Below are 18,913 nucleotides of genomic sequence, written 5' to 3'. Positions count from 1 at the left end.
CCCCGAACATTGGTCCGCACGCGATCGGCGGACCGGCGATTACTCGCCCTTGTCCTCGCCTTCGCCCTCGGCGGCAGCCGCCTCGGACTCGGCCGCCTGCGCCTCGGCCACTTCGGCGTCGGCCTGCTCGTCCGCGGCGGTCGGCACGGTCGGCGCCACCAGCGTGGCGACCGCGACCTCGCCCTCGGCGGCCGGCTTCGCGCCCTTCGGCAGCTTCAGATCGGCGATGTGGATCGTGTCGCCGATCTCCAGACCCTTGAGCGAGACGGTGATCTCGCTGGGGATGTCGGCGGCGTCGACGACCAGCTCGACGTCATGCTGGACGATGTTGAGCACGCCATTGCCCTTCTTGATGCCCGGCGCGTCGTCCTCGTCGGTGAACACGACCGGCACCGCGATCGTCACGGTCTCGTGTTCGCCGATGCGCAGGAAGTCGACGTGCGTCGGACGGTCGGTGACCGGGTGGAACGCCACGTCCTTGGCCAGCGTGCGCGTGCCGTCGACCATGATGACCGAGTTCATGAAGTGGCCGGTCATCAGCGCCTTGACGAGCGCCTTCTCCTCGAGGTGGATCGAGGTCGGCTCCTTGTTCTGGCCATAGATCACGGCGGGGACGCGGCCGTCGCGACGGAGTGCACGGGAGGCTCCCTTGCCAACCCGGTCACGCGTCTCGGCTGCGAGCGTAATGGTGTCGCTCATCTCAAATGCTCCGAAATACGGTGATATGCCTTCCGGACCACGCCTCCAGGGATGACCATGACCGGAAGCCCGCGCGCTTAGCGGGGCGAGGCGGGATTTGCAATATACACCGTCGCCCCTGCGCAGGCAGGGGCCCATGTCTGTGTCGTCGTTGTAAAAGGTCTGACACGGAAGCGGCGGGCTGTGTGTCCCGGTTCCGCGAGCACGACACAGCCATAGGCCCCTGCCTCCGCAGGGGCGACGGCGATTGATGTCGCCGCCTGTCTACCTCCGCTGGAGGCGACGGCTCAATACTTTACCCGCACCGCCTTCAGCTTGTACACCCCCAGCTGGTCCTGCACGCTGCCCGCGCCGGCCAGATGCCCCGCGCCGACCGCGATGAACACCGTCCCCGGCCGCTTCATCCGCTCGGCGATCCACGCCGCCCATTGCTTGTTGCGGTCGGTGAGCAGCACCCTGGCGACCTCGGGCGAGTCCTTCAGCGACTCGTTCATCTCCTTGGCCACACCCTCGGGCCTGCCGCTCGCCCAGGCATCGACCAATGTCGTGAAGGTCGCATCGACCTTGGGCAGCTCGTCGAGCGTGCTCTCCAGCAACTGCACCTGCGCGGGCTTCGACAGCTTGCCAAACACGCCCAGCTGCCCCTCGAACGTCTCCAGACCGACGACCGGCTTGCCCGCCGCCTTCGCCGCGTCGGTCAGCACCTTCTCGGGCCCGTTCGCCGGATCATAGCCGAGCTGGCGCACCGGCAGCAGCGACAGCGTCACCGCCGCGAACCACGGGCGCATCTTCTCGTAGACCGCCGGCTGGACCTGCCCGTCGCCCATCGCCTTGGCGAAGGCGGCGCGGTAATTGGGCGAGAGCTGCTGCGTCAGCGGCGTGCCGTTCGGGTCGAAGGCGGCGGCGCTCACCACGCGCTGCTGCGTGGCGGCATCGGGCTCGACCATTTCCAGCACCAACGTCTGCGAGCGATCGAACGCGGTCTTCACCGCCTCGTCGAACCACGAAAGCCCCGGCTTCAGGACGTGGATCGTCCCGAACAGATAGATGGTCGTGTCCTTGTCCCTGACCACCCACAAGGCGGGATCGGCATCCTGCGCGGTCGCGGCGGGCGCGGGGGCCGGCTGCGCACAGGCGGGCAGCGGCAGGGCGAGCAACAGCGCGAGCAGCGGAGCGGCAATCTTCATGCCACCCTCCATGGCGAGCCGCACGGCGAAAGTGAAGCGTCACCGTTTTGTTGATTCCGCGCCGCCCTTGCGCCACAGGCTCGGCCCCGTGACCGACAACATGACCGACATCAGCGCTCCCCGCCCGCTCAGCTTCCAGGCGATGATCCTGCGGCTCCACCAATATTGGTCGGAGCGCGGCTGTGCGATCCTCCAGCCCTATGACATGGAAATGGGGGCCGGCACCTTCCATCCCGCCACCACGCTGCGCGCGCTGGGGCCGGACACGTGGAACGCCGCCTATGTCCAGCCGTGCCGCCGCCCGACCGACGGGCGCTATGGCGAGAACCCAAACCGGCTCCAGCATTATTACCAATATCAGGTGATCCTGAAGCCGAGCCCGCCCGATTTGCAGGAACTCTACCTCGGCAGCCTCGCCGCGATCGGCGTCGACACCGGGCTGCACGACATCCGCTTCGTCGAGGACGATTGGGAAAGCCCGACGCTTGGCGCTTGGGGGCTGGGCTGGGAGGTCTGGTGCGACGGGATGGAGGTGACGCAATTCACCTATTTCCAGCAGATGGGCGGCTTCGACATGAAGCCGGTCGCGGGCGAGCTGACCTACGGACTCGAACGACTGGCGATGTATATCCAGAACGTCGACAACGTCTACGATCTGGCGTTCAACGATGCCGGCGTCTCCTATGGCGACGTGTTCCTCGAAAACGAGCGGCAGATGTCGACGTGGAATTTCGAGGTCGCGGACACCGACGCGCTGTTCGATCTGTTCAAGAAGTCTGCGGCGGAGTGCGAGCGTAGCCTCGTCGCCAAGCTGCCGATCCCCGCCTATGAACAGGCGATCAAGGCCAGCCACACGTTCAACCTGTTGCAGGCGCGCGGCGTGATCTCGGTCGCCGAGCGGCAGGCGTATATCGGCCGGGTCCGCGATCTCGCGAAGGCGGCGTGTGCGGCCTATATGGAAAAGAACGGGTGGGCGGCGTGAGCGATTTTCTTCTCGAACTCCGCTCGGAGGAAATCCCGGCGCGGATGCAGGCCAAGGCGCGCGAGGATCTCGCGCGGCTGTTCGCGGCCGAGCTGGCGAAGGCCGGGCTCACCGCCGCCGCGACCGTTACCTATGCGACCCCGCGCCGCCTCGCGCTGATCCTGCGTGATCTGCCTGACGCCACGCAGGCGGTCAGCGAGGAAGTGAAGGGACCGCGCGCCTCGGCCCCGCCGCAGGCGCTGGAGGGCTTCCTCCGCAAGACCGGCCTGACCCGCGAGCAGCTTACCGAGCGTGACGGCGTGCTCTACGCGATCACCGAAAAGCCCGGCCGCGCGACTGCGGACGTGCTCGCCGAGGCGATCCCCGCCGTCATCCGCGCCTTCCCGTGGCCCAAGTCGATGCGCTGGGGCGACGCCTCGCTGTCGACCGAGAGCCTGCGCTGGGTCCGCCCGCTTCAAGGCATCATCGCGTTGTTCGGCGAGCAGGTTGTGCCGGTCACGATTGCAGGGGTCGAGAGCGGCGCGGCGACGCTCGGGCATCGCTTCCATCATCCTGGGGCGATCACGATCGGCTCGGCAGCGGATTACGTCGAGAAGCTGCGCGCCTGCCACGTCATCGTCGACCAGGACGAGCGCGCCGCGCTGATCCGCGACCGCGCCACCGCGCTCGCCGCCGAGGCCGGGCTGGTGCTGGTCGAGGACGAGGGGCTGGTCGCCGAGAATGCCGGGCTGACCGAATGGCCGGTGCCGCTGCTCGGCCGCTTCGACGCCGACTTCCTGTCGGTGCCGCCCGAGGTCATCCAGTTGACCGCGCGGGTAAATCAGAAATATTTCGTGTGCCGTGACGGGACGGGCAAGCTCGCGAACGCGTTTGTCTGTACCGCTAACATCGACGCGCATGACGGCGGCGCGAAGATCGTCGAGGGCAACCGCAAGGTCCTCGCCGCCCGGCTGAGCGATGCGCGCTTCTTCTACGACACCGATCTGAAGGTGCCGTTGGAGGAACAGGCCAAGAAGCTCGACCGGATCGTCTTTCACGAGAAGCTCGGCACGGTCGCCGACAAGGTCGAACGCGTCGCCAAGCTGGCGCGCTGGCTGGTGGAGGAGGGCGTGGTTAAGCCCTCTCCCCTCAGGGGAGAGGGTTTGGGTGAGGGGCAGGTGTCTCACCGAGACCGCCCTCTCTGCGAGACCCCGACCCCTCACCCCGACCCTCTCCCCGGAGGGGAGAGGGAGCAGCTTGCCGCTCAAGCCGAACGGGCAGCGCGACTGGCGAAGGCCGATCTCGTCACCGGCATGGTCGGCGAGTTCCCCGAGCTGCAAGGCCTGATGGGCGGCTATTACGCCGCCGCCCAAGGCGAGGACGAAGCCGTCACGAACGCGATCCGCGACCATTACAAGCCGGTCGGGCAGGGCGACGAGGTGCCGACCGATCCGGTGACGGTGGCGGTGTCGTTGGCGGACAAGCTGGATACGCTTGTAGCGTTCTTCGTAATCGATCATGCCCCCACCGGCTCAAAGGACCCTTACGCTCTGCGTCGTGCAGCGTTGTCCGTGTCACGTCTGCTCTTAGCAAACGGACTTCGTCTAGAGTTGGCGTCGGCTGTCGTCGAAGCTTGGGGTCTCGTTCGCGATACTATCACGACACGGCTACATGAAGAAAAGTTTGCCGAGTTCTCCAAAGCTTCTTCGGGGCTGCCTTCCGAGCCGCGGGGAAGATTGATGACTCATATCTTTAGCTCCCTTCAACACCGGCGATCTTCGTCGAGCGACGAGGAGTTTGCAACTTTTGGTCCTCGCTTGCGTGCGCTCCTCGACTTCTTCGCCGACCGCCTCAAGGTCCAGCAACGCGAGGCCGGCGTCCGCCACGACCTGATCGATGCTGTCTTCGCGCTCGGCGGCGAGGACGATCTCGTCCGCCTGCTCGCCCGCGTCCGCGCACTCCAGTCGTTCGTCGGCACCGACGACGGCGCGAACCTGCTCGCCGGCTACAAGCGCGCCGCCAACATCCTGAAGAAAGAGAACTTCCCCGTCGCCCCTGCGCAGGCAGGGGCCCATGTCTCTGTCGATCAGGCGGCCTCGCCCGAGGAAGCAGACATGGGTTCCCGCCTGCGCGGGAACGACGGGGGACTGTCCTACACGCCCGAAAAGGACGAAGCTGCGCTGATCGCCGCGCTCGACGCCGCCGAGCCCGCCGCCGCACAGGCGATCGAGCGCGAGGATTTCGAGGGTGCGATGGCGGCGCTCGCGTCGCTCCGCGCGCCGATCGACGCGTTCTTTGATAGCGTTACCGTAAATGACAGCGATCCGGAAAAGCGTTCAACACGTTTAATCCTGCTGGCGCGCGTTCGCGCCGCAGTGCACAAGGTGGCCGATTTTTCGAGAATCGAGGGCTGACGAGCAAACCCGCCAGCGTCTCAACTTTCGCAACATTCGCGCCGCCCGCCGACGCAAGATCAAGGACTTGGCAGATGACCCAGCGTTACGTCTATCGCTTCGGTGGCGGCGTCTCCGACGGGGGCAAGGGCGACAGGAATTTGCTCGGCGGCAAGGGCGCGAACCTGGCCGAGATGGCGTCGATCGATCTGCCGGTGCCGCCGGGGTTCACGATCTCGACCGCGATGTGCACGCGCTATTACGAGGAAGGCGAGCGCTTCCCCGACTCGCTCAAGGCCGAGGTCGCCGAAGGGATCGCGCATATCGAGCGGATCACCGGCAAGACGTTCGGCGACGCCGCCGATCCGTTGCTGGTGTCGGTGCGTTCCGGCGCGCGCGTCTCGATGCCGGGGATGATGGACACCGTCCTCAACCTCGGGCTCAACGATGCGACGGTCGAGGGGCTGGCCGCGACCAGCGGCGACGAGCGGTTCGCCTGGGACAGCTATCGCCGCTTCATCCAGATGTATTCGGACGTGGTGCTCGAACTCGATCACGGCGCGTTCGAGGAAGCGCTGGAGATCGCCAAGGAAGACCGCGGCTATACGCTCGATACCGAGCTGTCGGCGGCGGACTGGCGCGAACTGGTCGCCGAATACAAGGGCGTCGTCGAAAAGGAATGGGGCAAGCCGTTCCCGCAGGACGTGCACGACCAGCTCTGGGGCGCGGTCGGCGCGGTGTTCGGCTCGTGGCAGTCGGAGCGCGCCAAGGTCTATCGCCGCCTCAACCACATCCCCGGCGACTGGGGCACTGCGGTCAACGTGCAGGCGATGGTGTTCGGCAACATGGGCGACACCAGCGCCACCGGCGTCGCCTTCACCCGCGATCCCGCCAAGGGCGACCGCGCCTATTACGGCGAATTCCTCATCAATGCGCAGGGTGAGGACGTCGTCGCCGGCATCCGCACCCCGCAATATCTGACGAAGGCGGCGCGCGAGGAAGCGGGCGCCAAGCCGCTGTCGATGGAAGAGGCGCTGCCGGAGGTCTATACCGAGCTGGCGGCGGTCTTCGACACGCTCGAAACCCACTATCGCGACATGCAGGACATCGAGTTCACGGTCGAGCGCGGCAAGCTGTGGATGCTCCAGACCCGTTCGGGGAAGCGTACCGCCAAGGCCGCGCTCAAGATCGCGGTCGAAATGGCGAGCGAGGGGCTGATCACCCGCGAGGAAGCGATCGCGCGCGTCGACCCGCAGGCGCTCGACCAGTTGCTCCACCCGACGCTCGATCCGAACGCGCCGCGCGACGTGCTGACCAAGGGGCTGCCCGCCTCGCCGGGCGCGGCGAGCGGGCTGGTCGTGTTCGACGCCGACACCGCCGAGCGGATGGCGGCGGACGGCAAGGCGGTGATCCTTGTCCGCACTGAAACCAGCCCCGAAGACATCCACGGCATGCACGCCGCCAAGGGCATCCTCACCGCGCGCGGCGGGATGACCAGCCACGCCGCGGTGGTGGCGCGCGGGATGGGGCGGCCGTGCGTATCCGGCGCGGGGTCGCTGGCGATCTCGGCCAAGGACAAGGTGTTGCGCGTCGGCGGCCGCGAGGTGCGTGAAGGCGAGACGCTGACGATCGACGGCGCGACCGGCGAAGTGATGGTCGGCGAGGTCGCGACGATCCAGCCCGAACTGGCCGGCGATTTCGGGACGTTGATGGAATGGGCCGACGGCGTGCGTCGCCTCAAGGTCCGCGCCAATGCCGAGACGCCGCTCGATTGCCGCACCGCACGCGATTTCGGTGCGGAGGGCGTCGGGCTGTGCCGTACCGAGCATATGTTCTTCGACGCGGCGCGGATCACCGCGGTGCGCCAGATGATCCTCGCCGAGGACGAGGCGGGGCGGCGCGCGGCGCTGGAGAAACTGCTCCCCGAACAGCGCGCCGATTTCACGTCCATTTTCGAGGTGATGGCGGGTCTGCCGGTGACAGTGCGGTTGCTCGACCCGCCGCTTCATGAATTCCTGCCGCACGAGGAAAACGAGTTCGCCGAAGTCGGGCGGGCGACCGGGCTGTCGGTCGAGCAGTTGAAGCGCCGCGCGGCCGAACTGCACGAGTTCAACCCGATGCTCGGGCATCGCGGTTGCCGGCTGGGCGTTACCTATCCCGAAATCTACGAGATGCAGGCGCGTGCGATCTTCGAGGCGGCGATCGACGTCGCCGAGAAGTCGGGCGAGGCCCCGATCCCCGAGGTGATGATCCCGCTGGTCGGGACGAAGCGCGAGCTCGAGTTGATGAAGACCGTCGTCGATACTGCGGCGAAGGCGGTGTTCGCCGAGCGTGGGCGAACGGTCGATTACCTCGTCGGCACGATGATCGAGCTGCCGCGCGCCGCGCTGCGCGCGGGCGAGATTGCCGAGGCGGGCGAGTTCTTCTCGTTCGGCACCAACGACCTGACGCAGACGACGCTGGGGGTCAGCCGCGACGACGCGAGCCGCTTTCTCGGCGCCTATGTCGAAAAGGGCATTTACGCGCGCGACCCGTTCGTCAGCCTCGACGTCGAGGGCGTCGGCGAACTGGTCGAGATCGCTGCCGAGCGCGGGCGGAAGACGCGCCCCGGCATCAAACTCGGCATCTGCGGCGAACACGGCGGCGACCCGGCGTCGATCGCCTTCTGCGAACAGGTCGGGCTCGATTACGTCTCGGCCTCGCCGTATCGCGTGCCGATCGCACGGCTGGCGGCGGCGCAGGCCGCGCTGAAGGCGGCGTCATGAGCGTGCGGATCACCGCTCCCGCGATCGTCGCGGGTGCGCTGGCGCCAATTCCCGCACACGCTGCGGTGACGATCGGCACGCAGATCGTCGACACGCGGTTGAGCGGCACGATCGCGGGAATGCCGGCGGACTCGTCGGGCAGCGACGCCGCGACGGGGACGGGCCGGGTGAGCGCGACGGCGCAACTGGTCGAGCGCGGCACGACCGGTTTTCCGATGGTTCGCGGACGGTCGACGGTCGCCGCCGAGCTTGGCAGCGCCGAGCGGGGACGGATCACCTTTCAGCGGTCGCTGACGCCGGGCGCGGGCGACAGCGGCAATGCGGTAGCGGCAAGCAGCGCCAATTACCGCTATTTCTTCACCACCGACGAACAGACATTGTTCGACGTGGATTGGGGGGTCGGGGCTTATGGCGACAGCGCGGACGGGCAGCTGCCGGGGCAGGCGCTGTCGCTCGCGGCGCGTAGTGGCGCCGCGCCGCTGTTGCAGCTCGGCGCGCTGGGCGATGGTGCGAACGGCACGCGGCAAGTGTTGCTCGCACCCGGCAGCTATGAATTGCGCATCGAAGATGCGTTCGGTCCGGTCGCGGCAGCCGGGCGGAGCAGCGGTTTGTCGAGCCAATACAGCTTCACGCTGCGCGCGGTGCCGGAGCCGGGAACATGGGCGCTGATGTTGATCGGCTTCGGCATGATCGGGGTGGCGGCGCGACGGCGCCGCCGAGCTACCGCATCGTCGTTGCTTCGTACCACGTCCGAAGCGACGGGAGCGATATCCGTCAGATAAAGCCGCGGTCGCGCGGGTGCCCGGGCGAAAGGCGGTCGCCGTCATACCGGTCATCGTCGAATGGTCGGTCGTCACGGACGAATCGGTCGCCGGCGAGCGGCGGCGCCGCCGACAGGCGGCTGTTCTCGCGCTCCAGTTCGTCGTTCTCGCGCTTCAACTCCGCGACGCGCTCGTTGGCGAGATCGCGCTCGCGCTCCAGCTCGGTGACGCGCGTCCCGACGGTGCCGTGGTCGCGCTCCAGCTCGGCGGCGCGCTTGGTGGCGGTATCATGGTCGCGTTCCAGCTCGGAAACACGCTTGCTGGTCACGGCGTGCGCGTCGCGCTCGGCGACGTAGCGCGCCTTCCACTTGCGCCCGCCGGGATGGCTGGCCAACCCGAACAGCCATCCGGCGACCAGCGCGATCGCCAGTGCGATATATTGCGTCGTCGTGGTGAACAGCATGACGGACCTCCGCTTCTGGTCGTGGCTCAACGACGCAGCGGGTTGGCTGTTCCTACGGCTTGGCGTTGATGAACGAGTCGTTGAGCGAGCAGGCCGCCGGGCCGAGGATGACGATGAACAGCACCGGCAGGATGAACATGATCAGCGGCACCGTCATGATCGCCGGCAGCCGCGCCGCTTTCTCCTCGGCGCGCATCATCCGTTCGTGACGGAATTCCGCCGACAGCACGCGCAGCGCGCTGGCGAGCGGGGTGCCGTATTTCTCGGTCTGGATCATCGTCGTGACCACGCCGCGCACCGCGTCGAGGTCGACGCGATTGGCGAGGTTCTCGAACGCCTGCCGCCGGTCCGTGAGGAAGCCCAGCTCGATCGCGGTAAGCGCGAATTCCTCGCCGAGTTCGGCATAGGCCTTGCCCAGTTCGCGCGACACGCGGTGGAAGGCGGCGTCGACCGTCAACCCGGCCTCCGCGCAGATCACCAGCAGGTCGAGCGCGTCGGGCAAGCCCTTGCGGATCGCGTCGGTCCGCTTGGTGATCTTGTTCTTCAGGAAGATGTCGGGCGCCTTGTAGGCGAGCACGAACGTGCCCGCGACCAGCCCGTAGCGCTTGAGCGCCCCCCAGTCGGGAAAGGCGTCGAGCAGATAGACCCAGATCACCATCAGCCCGCCGAACACGATCGGGAGCACCAGCCGGCCAAAGATCACGGCGACCGCCCATTCCTTGTTGCGGATGCCGGCCTGGATCAGCTTGCGCTGCGCCTCCTTGACCTGCTCGTCCTGCAACACGCGCAGCGACGACAGCAACGCGCGGACCCGATCGGCGGCGTTGCTCTGGTGGACGAGCTTGGTGCGGCGCTTCGCGGTCGAGGCGGTGATGCCCGCCTTGAGCTGTTCGCGCCGATCGTTGAGCGCGCGGACCCGCCGCGTCATCGGATCGCGCCACGCACGGGTGGCGTAACTGCCGATCAGCAGCGCCGCACCCAAGGCGGGCAGCAAGGTGGCGAGCATCAACAGGTCGAGGCCGAAGAACATGGGCATGTCAGATCTCGAAGCTTACCATACGGGCCATGATGAAGGCGCCGATGGCCATCCAGACGAGCCCGCCGACCGCGGTGACCGTCAGCCGGATATCGCTGAAGAACGTCTGCATGTACGGTGGGTTGATGGTGTAGATCAGACCGAAGACGATGAACGGCAACGAGCCGATGATATAGGCGGATGCCTTCGATTCCGACGACATCGCCTTGATCTTGAGCTTCATCTGCCCGCGCTGACGCAGAACCGTCGCGAGATTCTGCAACGTTTCCGCCAAGTTGCCGCCGGTCTCGCGCTGAATCGAGATCGTGATGACGAAGAACTGGAATTCGGCGGTCATCAAACGGTCGGCGGTCTCCTGAAGCGCGACGTCCATCGAGCGGCCGATCCGCATCTTGTCGGACACCGAGCGGAATTCCTCGCCGACCGGGCCGGGCACCTCGGCGGCGACGACCTGCATCGTCTCCGAGATCGGCAGGCCCGAGCGCAGGCCGCGGACCAGCAGCTCGATCGCGTCCGGGAATTTGGCGATGAACGCGCCGATCCGGCGCTTGATAAGGAACGCCACCGCGAGGTGCGGGGCCAGGACGCCGAGCATCATGCCGACCGGCAGCGCGATCAGCACCGGCACGCCCTGCAGCAGCAACAACAGCAGCGTGACGACACCGATCGTCCCGGCGGCGATACCATATTGGCCGACGGTCCATGCCTTGCCGGTCATCGACAGCCGTTTCCGCAACTCGGCGGCATTGGGCAGAATGCGCGTCATCGCCAGATCGGCGCGCGTGGCGCTGCGTCCGGTGATCCGGCGCATCTGCGCCTCGATCGTGTTGGTCGGGACCGGAACGTGTCGCGCGCGCAACCCCGCGAGCCGGCGCGCACCAGCCTTCTGCGTCGATGGCGTGGCGAGCGCGAAGGCGAGCAGTCCGAGCGTGATCGCGCTGGCCAGCAACAGCAGGATCAGCGGCGACATGACGGCTCCGCGGCGAGGGGGGCGGGGGCGATCACGTCCGCGCCGGCTTCTTGGCGACCAGTTCGGTGATCCGCGCGAGCAAGGAACCGCCGCGTGCCGCGCTTTTGGTCAGCGGCACCGCATCGTCGCCGGACGCGGCCAGCAACCGCTCGGCGAGCTGGGCGAGTGGGGCGAGGGTCTTGGAGCCTTTGCCCGCCGCCGCCATCGGCTTGCCGAGCTTGGCCGCCTGCGACGCCAGCTTGTGGTCATAAGGGATCGCCACGTCGATCTTGCGCTCGATCGATCCCTCGAAATCCTTGCGGAGCACTTCCTGCTGTGCGCCGGGATGGACGCGGTTGGCGAGGACGCAGACCTGCGCCTGCGGGGCGTTGGTGCGCAGCCACGACAGCAAGCGGATCGTGTCGCGCGCCGCGGCGAGCGTCAGGTCGGTGACGAGCACCACCGCCTGCACTTCGGCCATCAGATGCGGATGCTGGATCAGCATCGCGCGCGGCAGGTCCATGACACTGATGTCGAACGCGCTGCGCAGCTCGTCCTGAAGCTGGTAATAGGCCGTGCCGTCGGTGACGATCGGATTGCTGATCGGCGCTTCCGCCGACAGCACCGACAATTTGTCCGAGGCGCGGACGAGTGCGCGTTCGAGGAACAGGCCGTCGATACGGCTGGGATTGTCGATCGCGTCGATCAGCCCGCGCCCCGGCTCGAGGTCCATCGCCAGCGCATTCGTGCCGAAATGCACGTCGAGGTCGAGCAGCGCGGTTGAGCGCTTGCCGGCCTCGCTCAGCTGCCACGCCAGCGAGGTCGCGATCGTCGAGGCACCGACGCCGCCGCGGCACCCGACCACCGCCAGCGCCGAATGGACGCGCTCGGCGGCGGTATCGGCGTACCGCGGGGTGTTGAGCATCGCCTGCGCGGACGCGAAGGCGTCGCGCACCGCATCCACGCCGAGCGGCTTGAGCAGATAGTCGTGGATGCCGCTCGCCAGCAGGTCGCGATAGAGCCGGACGTCGTTGACCTGCCCGGCGGCGATCACGATCGTACCCGGCTCGCAGACCTCGGCCAGGCTGTTGATGTCGGCGAGCGGATCGCTGGTCTCGCTCAGGTCGACGAAAAGCAATTGCGGGCTGGAGGAGACGGCCAGCGTCTGCACCGCCTGACGAAGGCCGCCCTTGTACACGTTCTCCTGCGGCCAGCCGAGCTCGTCGACGACCGCGCGCAGCGTCATGCTGGCATTGTCGTCGCAGCAGAAGGCGAGGAAGGGCGCGCGGGCTGCTCCGCCCGCGACTTTCCACGGTGCGTTCATGTCAGCGGCCCCCCATGGTGGTCGATTCGCTCTTCAGCGCGGTTCCGCCGGCTCCGGTCGGGGCCGCCTTGCGCCAGACGCCGATTGCCTTGGCGGCCGTGGTCGCGGTCGTCGCCCCGTCGTCGCTCTTGCCGTGCAGCAGATCGTTCGGATCGGCGACCATCGCCGCCAGCGTGCCGTTGATCGCGCAGCCGAAAGAGCCGCTGGCATGGGCGTCGAAATTGACCAGCGTCGCGGCCGGCGCGGGGGCGGTGCAGCTCGGCACCGATGCGCTGCTGCGCGTCACGACCACGCGCAGCGTGCCGGGGGGCGGCGCATCGCCCTGCGGTGCGGCGCGTGTGGCCAGCCGCAGCCCGTGGTCGGCCGCTACCGCCGCGATCTCGGCGCGCGCGCCCGGCGGGGCGGCGGGATCGTCGATCGCGATCGTGGCGCCGTGCGGCGGAGCGAGCGTGTCGAGCCAGCCGCGCAGCCGCTGCGCCTCGCCGCCGCCCAGACGGTCGGGCCCGGCCAGCAGGTCCAGTGTATAGTCGGTCTGCGTGACGACCGGCTGGTGGATCGTCTCAAGCCCACGATAGCCGCCGCATCCGGCGAGCGGCAGCGCTGCAGCGAGCGTCAGGACGAGGAGGAGCGGACGCGGAGTCATGGAGAGCATCCTCACTTGATCGAAAAGCCGGGCGCCGGCGGCGCAGCGGGGGTGTCGAGCTTCGGCTTCGGCCGCTCGACGGCGCGATTGCCGCTGTCGAGCTTGCCGAGGAACGCACGCTCCAGATCGGTCGGCGCCTTGTAGCCGTCGGTCGGCAGCTTGACGGCCGCGGCGTCGACCGGGCGGACCAGATACGGGGTGATGACGATCACCAGCTCGGTCTCGTTGCGCTGAAAGCCGTTCGAGCGGAACAGCGCGCCGAGGATCGGCAGATCGCCGACGCCGGGCGTCTTGGTATAGCTGTTGTTGTGCGTGTTCTGCATCAGCCCGGCGATCATGAAGCTCTGGCCGGAGCCGAGCTCGACGGTGGTCTCCGCACGACGCGTGGTCAGCGCCGGGACACGCGCGCTGCCGACCGAAACCGCATTGCCGTAATCGAGCTGCGACACCTCGGGCTTGACGCGTAGGGAGATGCGCCCGTCGGACAGCACGGTCGGCGTATAGGCGAGGCTGACCCCGAATTGCTTGTATTCGATCGAGTTGGTGCCGAGCGCCTGCGCGATCGGGATCGGGATCTCGCCGCCGGCGAGGAAGGTCCCGGTCTCGCCGGACAAGGCGGTCAGGTTTGGATTGGCGAGCGTCGTCACCTGACCCAGCGTCTCGCCGAGGTCGAGCGCATTGATGAAGTCCGTGCCGAGCAGCCGGCCGAAGAGGCTGAACGTGCCACTGCCGTTGACCACCCCCGGCAACGTGAAGCTGGTGCCGCCGTTCGGCAGGTTCGGATCGGTGCCGGGCAGCACGTTGGTGATCGAACCCTGCCGACCGAAGCCAAGCCCTAGCAGCGGGTTCTTGTTGCCGAGCGTGCGCGTGGTGATGTTGTTGGCGATGTTCTTGAGGAACGAGCGGCTCACTTCGGCGAACTTGACCTGCAGATTGACTTGCAGCGGCGTCGCGACCTTGATGCGATTGATGACCGCCATCTTGAGCGCTGCATTGTCGGCACTCGGATCGACGCCCGGGTTGAGCAGGCTCGTCACCAACCGCTGTGCCTGTTCGGCGTCGGCAGGCGCGACGGCATTGCCGTTGATGACTGCGATCTGTCCGACGAGGGTTACGTGGAAGTCGCTGCCCGGCAACGCCGCCTGAAGCATCCGGTCGATCTGCGTCGCATTCTGTGCGACGCGGACCGAGGCCGAATAGATCACCGCACCGGCGCGATCGGTGGCGAAGATCGTCGCCTCGCCATCGGCCTTGCCAAATAGATGGATCTGGCGCGGATTGGCGACATAGACGTCGGCGGCGGCGGCATTGGAGGTCCATACCTCGCTGACCGCGGCGGGCAGGGTGATAAGCTCACCCTCGCCGATCGACAGCCACTTCTCGACGCTCGGCTTGGTGACGCCGACCGGCGGCAGGCCGCTGCGCACCACCGGCCGGGCCGGAGCCGCCGGGCGTTGCGCGGCGCGCGGAGCGGCGGCGGTGATGGCCGGCGAGAGTGCCGCCGTCAGCGCCATGGCCAGCGCCGCGCCATGAAACAGGGGAGCGCGCATCTCAGTTCTTTCCTGCGACGGAGACTTCGGTCACGGCATTGCCGCGGGCGATCCGGACCAGCGGGCCGGTGGGGGCGGTGCCGGCGGCGGCGGCCGCAACGGGCGCGCCAGGCATCGACGGTCCCGGTGCCGCCGGGGTGCTGCGCGCCGGCATGGTACGCCGCTGAAAGCGCGAGACGTCGGCGCCGACCGCGTAAGTGGTGTTGCCGGTCTGCGGGGTGTTCGCCAGCCGGTCGAGCACCGCTTCCTCGGCGGTGGCATCCTTCGCGTCGCCGACGCTCACGTTGCCCGAGGCGATCGCGCGATCGAGTTCCGAGGCATTGTCGGCGAGCGAGCGCAGCGACAGCGACAGCGTACCGATCGTCTGCGCGACCGCGATCTGCTCGGCGATCTTCGGAGTCGCCTCGACGGTAACGGTCGAGAAGGTCTGAACCACGGTATTGCCCTGATCGTCCTTCTGGTCGGTAGTGCGCTGATCGGTGGCGAGGACGCGCAGGTTGCGCATCACCGTCTCGCTGGCGCGCAGCGGCGGCCCGTCGCCCTCGACCGACTGGGTGAGGATGAGGTCGATGTGATCGCCCGGGAAGACGAAGCCCGCGACGCTGGTTTGCGCCGATACCGGCACCGTCACCGCGCGCATCCCCGCCCCGAGGGCGGCGGCGAGGAAGCCGCGGTCGCCGGGCTTGACCAACTGCCCTTGCGTCACCGGCTGCCCGGCCGTGATCGGAAGCCGGACGACCGTGCCGATCAGCTTGCCCAGATCGGTGCCGCTACGCAGGTAGTAAGCATTTTCGACGAGTTCCTTGGGCCACGGCTGGAACTTCAGCGCGCCGGCGTCGAGGATCGTGCCGACCGGCAGCGCGCGGGTTGCGACCAGCACCTCCGGCCCGTCGATCTTCGGCGCGACGACGCCCATCGCCGCGGCTTCCGGGGCGGGCGAGCCGACCAGCATCGAGCGTGCGGCAAACGCGGTGATCGCGGCGACCATCAAGGCTCCGACCAGCAGAATGAGCTTGCGACTGTCCATCAGTGACCCTGTCCCCGCGCCGCCCTGGCAGCGCCTGTGTGACTGCAATTATTGGGTAAATTGGTTAAGGAGCGGTTCGCGAAGCGCGAGAAGACCGGCCAGCGCGATTGCCACGCCATACGGAACCTCGATCGAACCCGCGCCGCGCCGGACGCGCTGCTCGATCAGCATCGCCAGCGTCAGCGCACCGCCGATCACCGACATGGCCAGCAGCATGTCGAGCAGGTGCAGCGGCGTCAGCCAAAGCGACAAGGCACCGATCAGCTTGACGTCGCCGCCGCCCATCTGACCGAGCGCGAACGCGCCGACGAACAGCGCGAAGACGAGCAAGGCAACACCGGTCTGCACCGCCATGCCCGGCCATGGATCGAGCCCGATTGCCAGCCACCAGAGCGGTGCAAGCAGGGCGATGATGACGTTTTTCCAATTGGCGATTTCACGCGAGCGCACATCCTGGATTCCTGCCGACAGCAGCAGCGCGCCCATCAGCGCGGGCAACAGCCAGACGAGAAATCCCCAGTTCATGCTGCTTGGCGCTAGACGGAATGGTTTGAGAAACCGTAACCATGCCGCGAAATGTCGATGACGACCGATCCCGCTGCGGTACGCCGTGCCTTGCCGAGCGACGCGCGCCTGACATTCGATAGCGCGGCGGACGGGTGGCGGCTGCGACGTTTCTCGCGCGCCGGGCGCGGGCGCGGCGCGCTGATGTTCCAGGGCGGGCGCGGCGACATGATCGAAAAATATCTCGAGGCATTCTCCGACTGGCATGAGCGCGGCTGGGCGGTCACGGCGTTCGACTGGCGCGGGCAGGGCGGGTCAGGACGACTCTGCGCCAACCCGCATGTCGGGCATTGCGACGACTTTTCGCCGTTGATCGACGATCTGGCGGTGGTGTGGCGCAACTGGCGCGCGCAGCAGCACGGGCCGCACGTGCTCGTCGGCCACTCAATGGGCGGCTATATGGCGCTGCGCGCGCTGCTCGACGATGTAGTGCGCGCCGACGCGGTGGTGCTGGTCGCACCGATGCTCGGGCTGCGCTCACCGATCGGGTCGTGGCTGGGGAGGCGCGTGGCGCAGGCGATGGCGAGGGTCGGCGATCCGGCGCGTCCGGCGTGGAAGAGCCATGAACGGCCGGGCATGCTACCGCGCCGGCGGCTGCTCACCGCCGATAAGGCGCGCTATGGCGATGAGGAATGGTGGCTGACCGAGCAGCCCGATCTGCGACTTGGGCCGCCGAGCTGGGCGTGGCTTGCCGAGGCGTTCGCGGCGACGACGCGGCTGCGCACCGATCCGGCCCTGCCGCGGCTGACGACGCCGGTGCTGATGCTGATCGCCGAACACGATCGGCTGGTCGACCCGCGCCCGGCCGCGCAGGTCGCGGCGCGGCTGCCGAACGCGACGCTGGTGCGGTTCGGGCGCGGCGCGGCGCATGAATTGCTGCGCGAGGCCGACCCGGTTCGGCAGCGGGCGATGGCGGCGATCGACGCCTTTCTCGATCGGCACGCGGCATGAGCTACGACATCGCGATCGTCGGGGCCGGAATCGCCGGGGCCAGTCTCGCAGCGGCGATCGGCGACCGCGCGCGCGTGCTGTTGCTCGAGGGCGAGGAGCGGCCGGGGTACCATGCCACCGGGCGCTCGGCGGCGTTCTGGTCCGAGACTTATGGTGGTCCGGACATCCAGCCGCTGACCACCGCTTCCGGCGCGGCATTACAGGCGGGCGGCTATCTCGATCCGCTGGGCGCGGTGCACATCGGGCGCGGCGAGGACGCGCCGGCGATTGCGGCGTTGCTCGACGAGTTTGCCGCGAGCCCGGTCGCGCTCGCGGCGATCGACCCGCAGCCGCTGATCCCCGGGCTGCTGCCGGCGTGGACGCTGGGCGTCAGCGAGCCGACCTGCGCCTATATCGACGTGGCGCGGCTTCACGGCGATGGTCTGGCGCAGGCGGCGCGCAGCGGGACGACGCTGGTGAGCGGCGCGCGGCTCGCGGCAGCGACGCGGCGCGACCGGGCGTGGCGGATCGAGATCGAGGACGGCCGTGCGTTCAGCGCGACGATCCTCGTCGACGCGGCAGGCGCATGGGCGGACGAGGTGGCGGTGCGCAGCGGCGTCCGGCCGATCGGGATCACGCCCTATCGGCGGACGATGGTGCAATTGCAGACCGATCCACTGGTGCCGGCGACGCTGCCGTTCGTGATCGACGTGAACGGCGGCTTTTATTTCAAGCCCGAGGCGGGCGGGCGATTGTGGCTGAGCCCGCATGACGAGCATCCGGTCGTCGCGCATGACGTCGCGGCCGAGGAGCTCGACGTGGCGATCGCCATCGACCGGTTCGAGCAGGCGGTCGACTGGCGGGTGGTGCGCGTCGAGCGGCGCTGGGCGGGATTGCGGTCGTTCGCGCCAGACCGGCTGCCGGTCTATGGCATGGCCGAGCCGGGCTTTTTCTGGTTCGCGGGGCAGGGCGGGTTCGGGATCCAGACCGCGCCCGCCGCTGCCCGGATCGGCGCGGCCTTGCTGCTGGGCGGGGCGTCACCGGACGGCATCGATCCCGGCCGCTACGCGCCGGCGCGTTTCCGGAGTTAGTCGCGGCCGGTCGTCTGCTTGCGTTCGGGGACGGCGGGAACCTGCCCGAGCAAGGTAAGCAGCGTCGGGATATCGCCGGTGATATAGGTGTCGGTAGGAACCCGCAGCGTGGAGCGAAGCGCCCGGCCCATGTCGCTCAACCGCTCCTGACGCTCCCGCTCCTTCGCCTGCACGACCTTGTTCCTACAATCTTGCGATGGTGCCGCTGTCGGAGCGGCGAGTGATGGAAGAACCTGCCCGCGGCCGCCGTGTTCCGTCGCCGCACGCTCGGCTCGTCGTGTTGACGATGCCGGTCGACGGATCGAATTTGTTCAGCGCAGCGCAACCTTTGCCGGCGGCAGCGATTGTGCAGCCATCGACGATAACGGCTCGCAAAGGTCGCCATGTTGAAGACGTTCACCCCCCTCGCTCTTGCGCTCCTTCCGTTGGTCGCCGTGGTCGGCGCGGTGTGGAACGTTCCCTGAATTCATCGTTTCAAGGCCCCCCGAAGGCACCGCCGGGGGGGGGGGGGGCGGGGGGGCGGGGGGGGGGGGGGGGGGGGGGGGGGGGGGGGGGCGGGCGGGGGGGGGG

The 18,913-nt window shown here is 68.1% G+C and carries 17 protein-coding genes; 6 read left to right on the top strand and 11 right to left on the bottom strand.

The features are described from left to right. Nucleotides 1-39: 39 nt before the first annotated feature. Nucleotides 40-699, bottom strand: a complete 660-nt coding sequence (locus FHS97_RS05325; protein WP_184034208.1) for a 50S ribosomal protein L25/general stress protein Ctc — start codon at nucleotides 697-699, stop codon at nucleotides 40-42. A gap of 287 nt (nucleotides 700-986) precedes the next feature. Further along, the gene (locus FHS97_RS05320) at nucleotides 987-1,886 is read right to left on the bottom strand and encodes a TraB/GumN family protein (protein ID WP_184034206.1); all 900 of its coding nucleotides are present in this window, start codon (nucleotides 1,884-1,886) and stop codon (nucleotides 987-989) included. 100 nt (nucleotides 1,887-1,986) lie between these two features. Between FHS97_RS05320 and FHS97_RS05315 the strand changes: the two genes are divergently transcribed. From FHS97_RS05315 to FHS97_RS17420, 4 genes are all read left to right on the top strand, one after another. After that, on the top strand, nucleotides 1,987-2,868 hold the full coding sequence (locus FHS97_RS05315; protein WP_184035008.1) for a glycine--tRNA ligase subunit alpha: 882 nt from the start codon (nucleotides 1,987-1,989) through the stop codon (nucleotides 2,866-2,868). After that, the gene (gene glyS / locus FHS97_RS05310) at nucleotides 2,865-5,261 is read left to right on the top strand and encodes a glycine--tRNA ligase subunit beta (protein WP_184034203.1); all 2,397 of its coding nucleotides are present in this window, start codon (nucleotides 2,865-2,867) and stop codon (nucleotides 5,259-5,261) included. Before FHS97_RS05315 ends, glyS begins: the two co-directional genes overlap by 4 nt. A gap of 74 nt (nucleotides 5,262-5,335) precedes the next feature. Continuing rightward, nucleotides 5,336-8,005: a pyruvate, phosphate dikinase gene (gene ppdK, locus FHS97_RS05305; RefSeq protein ID WP_184034199.1), complete on the top strand. Its 2,670-nt coding sequence runs from the start codon at nucleotides 5,336-5,338 to the stop codon at nucleotides 8,003-8,005. Further along, nucleotides 8,002-8,787: a PEPxxWA-CTERM sorting domain-containing protein gene (locus FHS97_RS17420; protein WP_246346492.1), complete on the top strand. Its 786-nt coding sequence runs from the start codon at nucleotides 8,002-8,004 to the stop codon at nucleotides 8,785-8,787. Before ppdK ends, FHS97_RS17420 begins: the two co-directional genes overlap by 4 nt. On the opposite strand, the gene FHS97_RS05295 is transcribed toward FHS97_RS17420, so the two are convergent. The 8 genes from FHS97_RS05295 to FHS97_RS05260 are packed head-to-tail and all read right to left on the bottom strand — an operon-like array spanning nucleotide 8,780 to nucleotide 16,283. Continuing rightward, nucleotides 8,780-9,229, bottom strand: coding sequence for a hypothetical protein (locus FHS97_RS05295; protein WP_184035088.1), 450 nt, complete (start codon nucleotides 9,227-9,229; stop codon nucleotides 8,780-8,782). The two genes, FHS97_RS17420 and FHS97_RS05295, sit on opposite strands and share 8 nt — an antisense overlap. 52 nt (nucleotides 9,230-9,281) lie before the next feature. Beyond that, entirely contained in the window at nucleotides 9,282-10,265 is a 984-nt protein-coding gene (locus FHS97_RS05290; protein ID WP_184034195.1) for a type II secretion system F family protein, read from the bottom strand. A gap of 1 nt (nucleotide 10,266) precedes the next feature. Further along, nucleotides 10,267-11,235, bottom strand: coding sequence for a type II secretion system F family protein (locus tag FHS97_RS05285; protein WP_184034192.1), 969 nt, complete (start codon nucleotides 11,233-11,235; stop codon nucleotides 10,267-10,269). A 31-nt stretch (nucleotides 11,236-11,266) separates the two neighbouring features. Further along, nucleotides 11,267-12,538, bottom strand: coding sequence for a CpaE/TadZ family protein (locus tag FHS97_RS05280; RefSeq protein WP_184034189.1), 1,272 nt, complete (start codon nucleotides 12,536-12,538; stop codon nucleotides 11,267-11,269). Between the two features lies 1 nt (nucleotide 12,539). Beyond that, nucleotides 12,540-13,181 (bottom strand): CpaD family pilus assembly lipoprotein, encoded by a 642-nt coding sequence (locus FHS97_RS05275; RefSeq protein WP_246346491.1) that lies wholly within the window; start codon nucleotides 13,179-13,181, stop codon nucleotides 12,540-12,542. 11 nt (nucleotides 13,182-13,192) lie between these two features. Further along, nucleotides 13,193-14,731, bottom strand: coding sequence for a type II and III secretion system protein family protein (locus FHS97_RS05270; protein ID WP_246346490.1), 1,539 nt, complete (start codon nucleotides 14,729-14,731; stop codon nucleotides 13,193-13,195). A gap of 1 nt (nucleotide 14,732) precedes the next feature. After that, nucleotides 14,733-15,758, bottom strand: a complete 1,026-nt coding sequence (gene cpaB / locus FHS97_RS05265) for a Flp pilus assembly protein CpaB (RefSeq protein ID WP_184034182.1) — start codon at nucleotides 15,756-15,758, stop codon at nucleotides 14,733-14,735. A 48-nt stretch (nucleotides 15,759-15,806) separates the two neighbouring features. After that, nucleotides 15,807-16,283, bottom strand: a complete 477-nt coding sequence (locus FHS97_RS05260) for a prepilin peptidase (protein WP_184034179.1) — start codon at nucleotides 16,281-16,283, stop codon at nucleotides 15,807-15,809. A 57-nt stretch (nucleotides 16,284-16,340) separates the two neighbouring features. Between FHS97_RS05260 and FHS97_RS05255 the strand changes: the two genes are divergently transcribed. Further along, on the top strand, nucleotides 16,341-17,273 hold the full coding sequence (locus tag FHS97_RS05255) for an alpha/beta fold hydrolase (RefSeq protein WP_343053379.1): 933 nt from the start codon (nucleotides 16,341-16,343) through the stop codon (nucleotides 17,271-17,273). Beyond that, nucleotides 17,270-18,343, top strand: coding sequence for an NAD(P)/FAD-dependent oxidoreductase (locus FHS97_RS05250; RefSeq protein WP_184034173.1), 1,074 nt, complete (start codon nucleotides 17,270-17,272; stop codon nucleotides 18,341-18,343). The genes FHS97_RS05255 and FHS97_RS05250 overlap by 4 nt, the downstream gene beginning before the upstream one ends. Here FHS97_RS05250 and FHS97_RS05245 read toward each other — a convergent pair. After that, nucleotides 18,340-18,516, bottom strand: coding sequence for a hypothetical protein (locus tag FHS97_RS05245; RefSeq protein ID WP_184035086.1), 177 nt, complete (start codon nucleotides 18,514-18,516; stop codon nucleotides 18,340-18,342). The genes FHS97_RS05250 and FHS97_RS05245 overlap by 4 nt on opposite strands. Nucleotides 18,517-18,913 lie beyond the last annotated feature (397 nt).

The organism is Sphingomonas endophytica, from assembly GCF_014199415.1.
Classification (GTDB): domain Bacteria; phylum Pseudomonadota; class Alphaproteobacteria; order Sphingomonadales; family Sphingomonadaceae; genus Sphingomonas; species Sphingomonas endophytica.
This window is presented reverse-complemented; position numbering and strand designations above follow the sequence as displayed.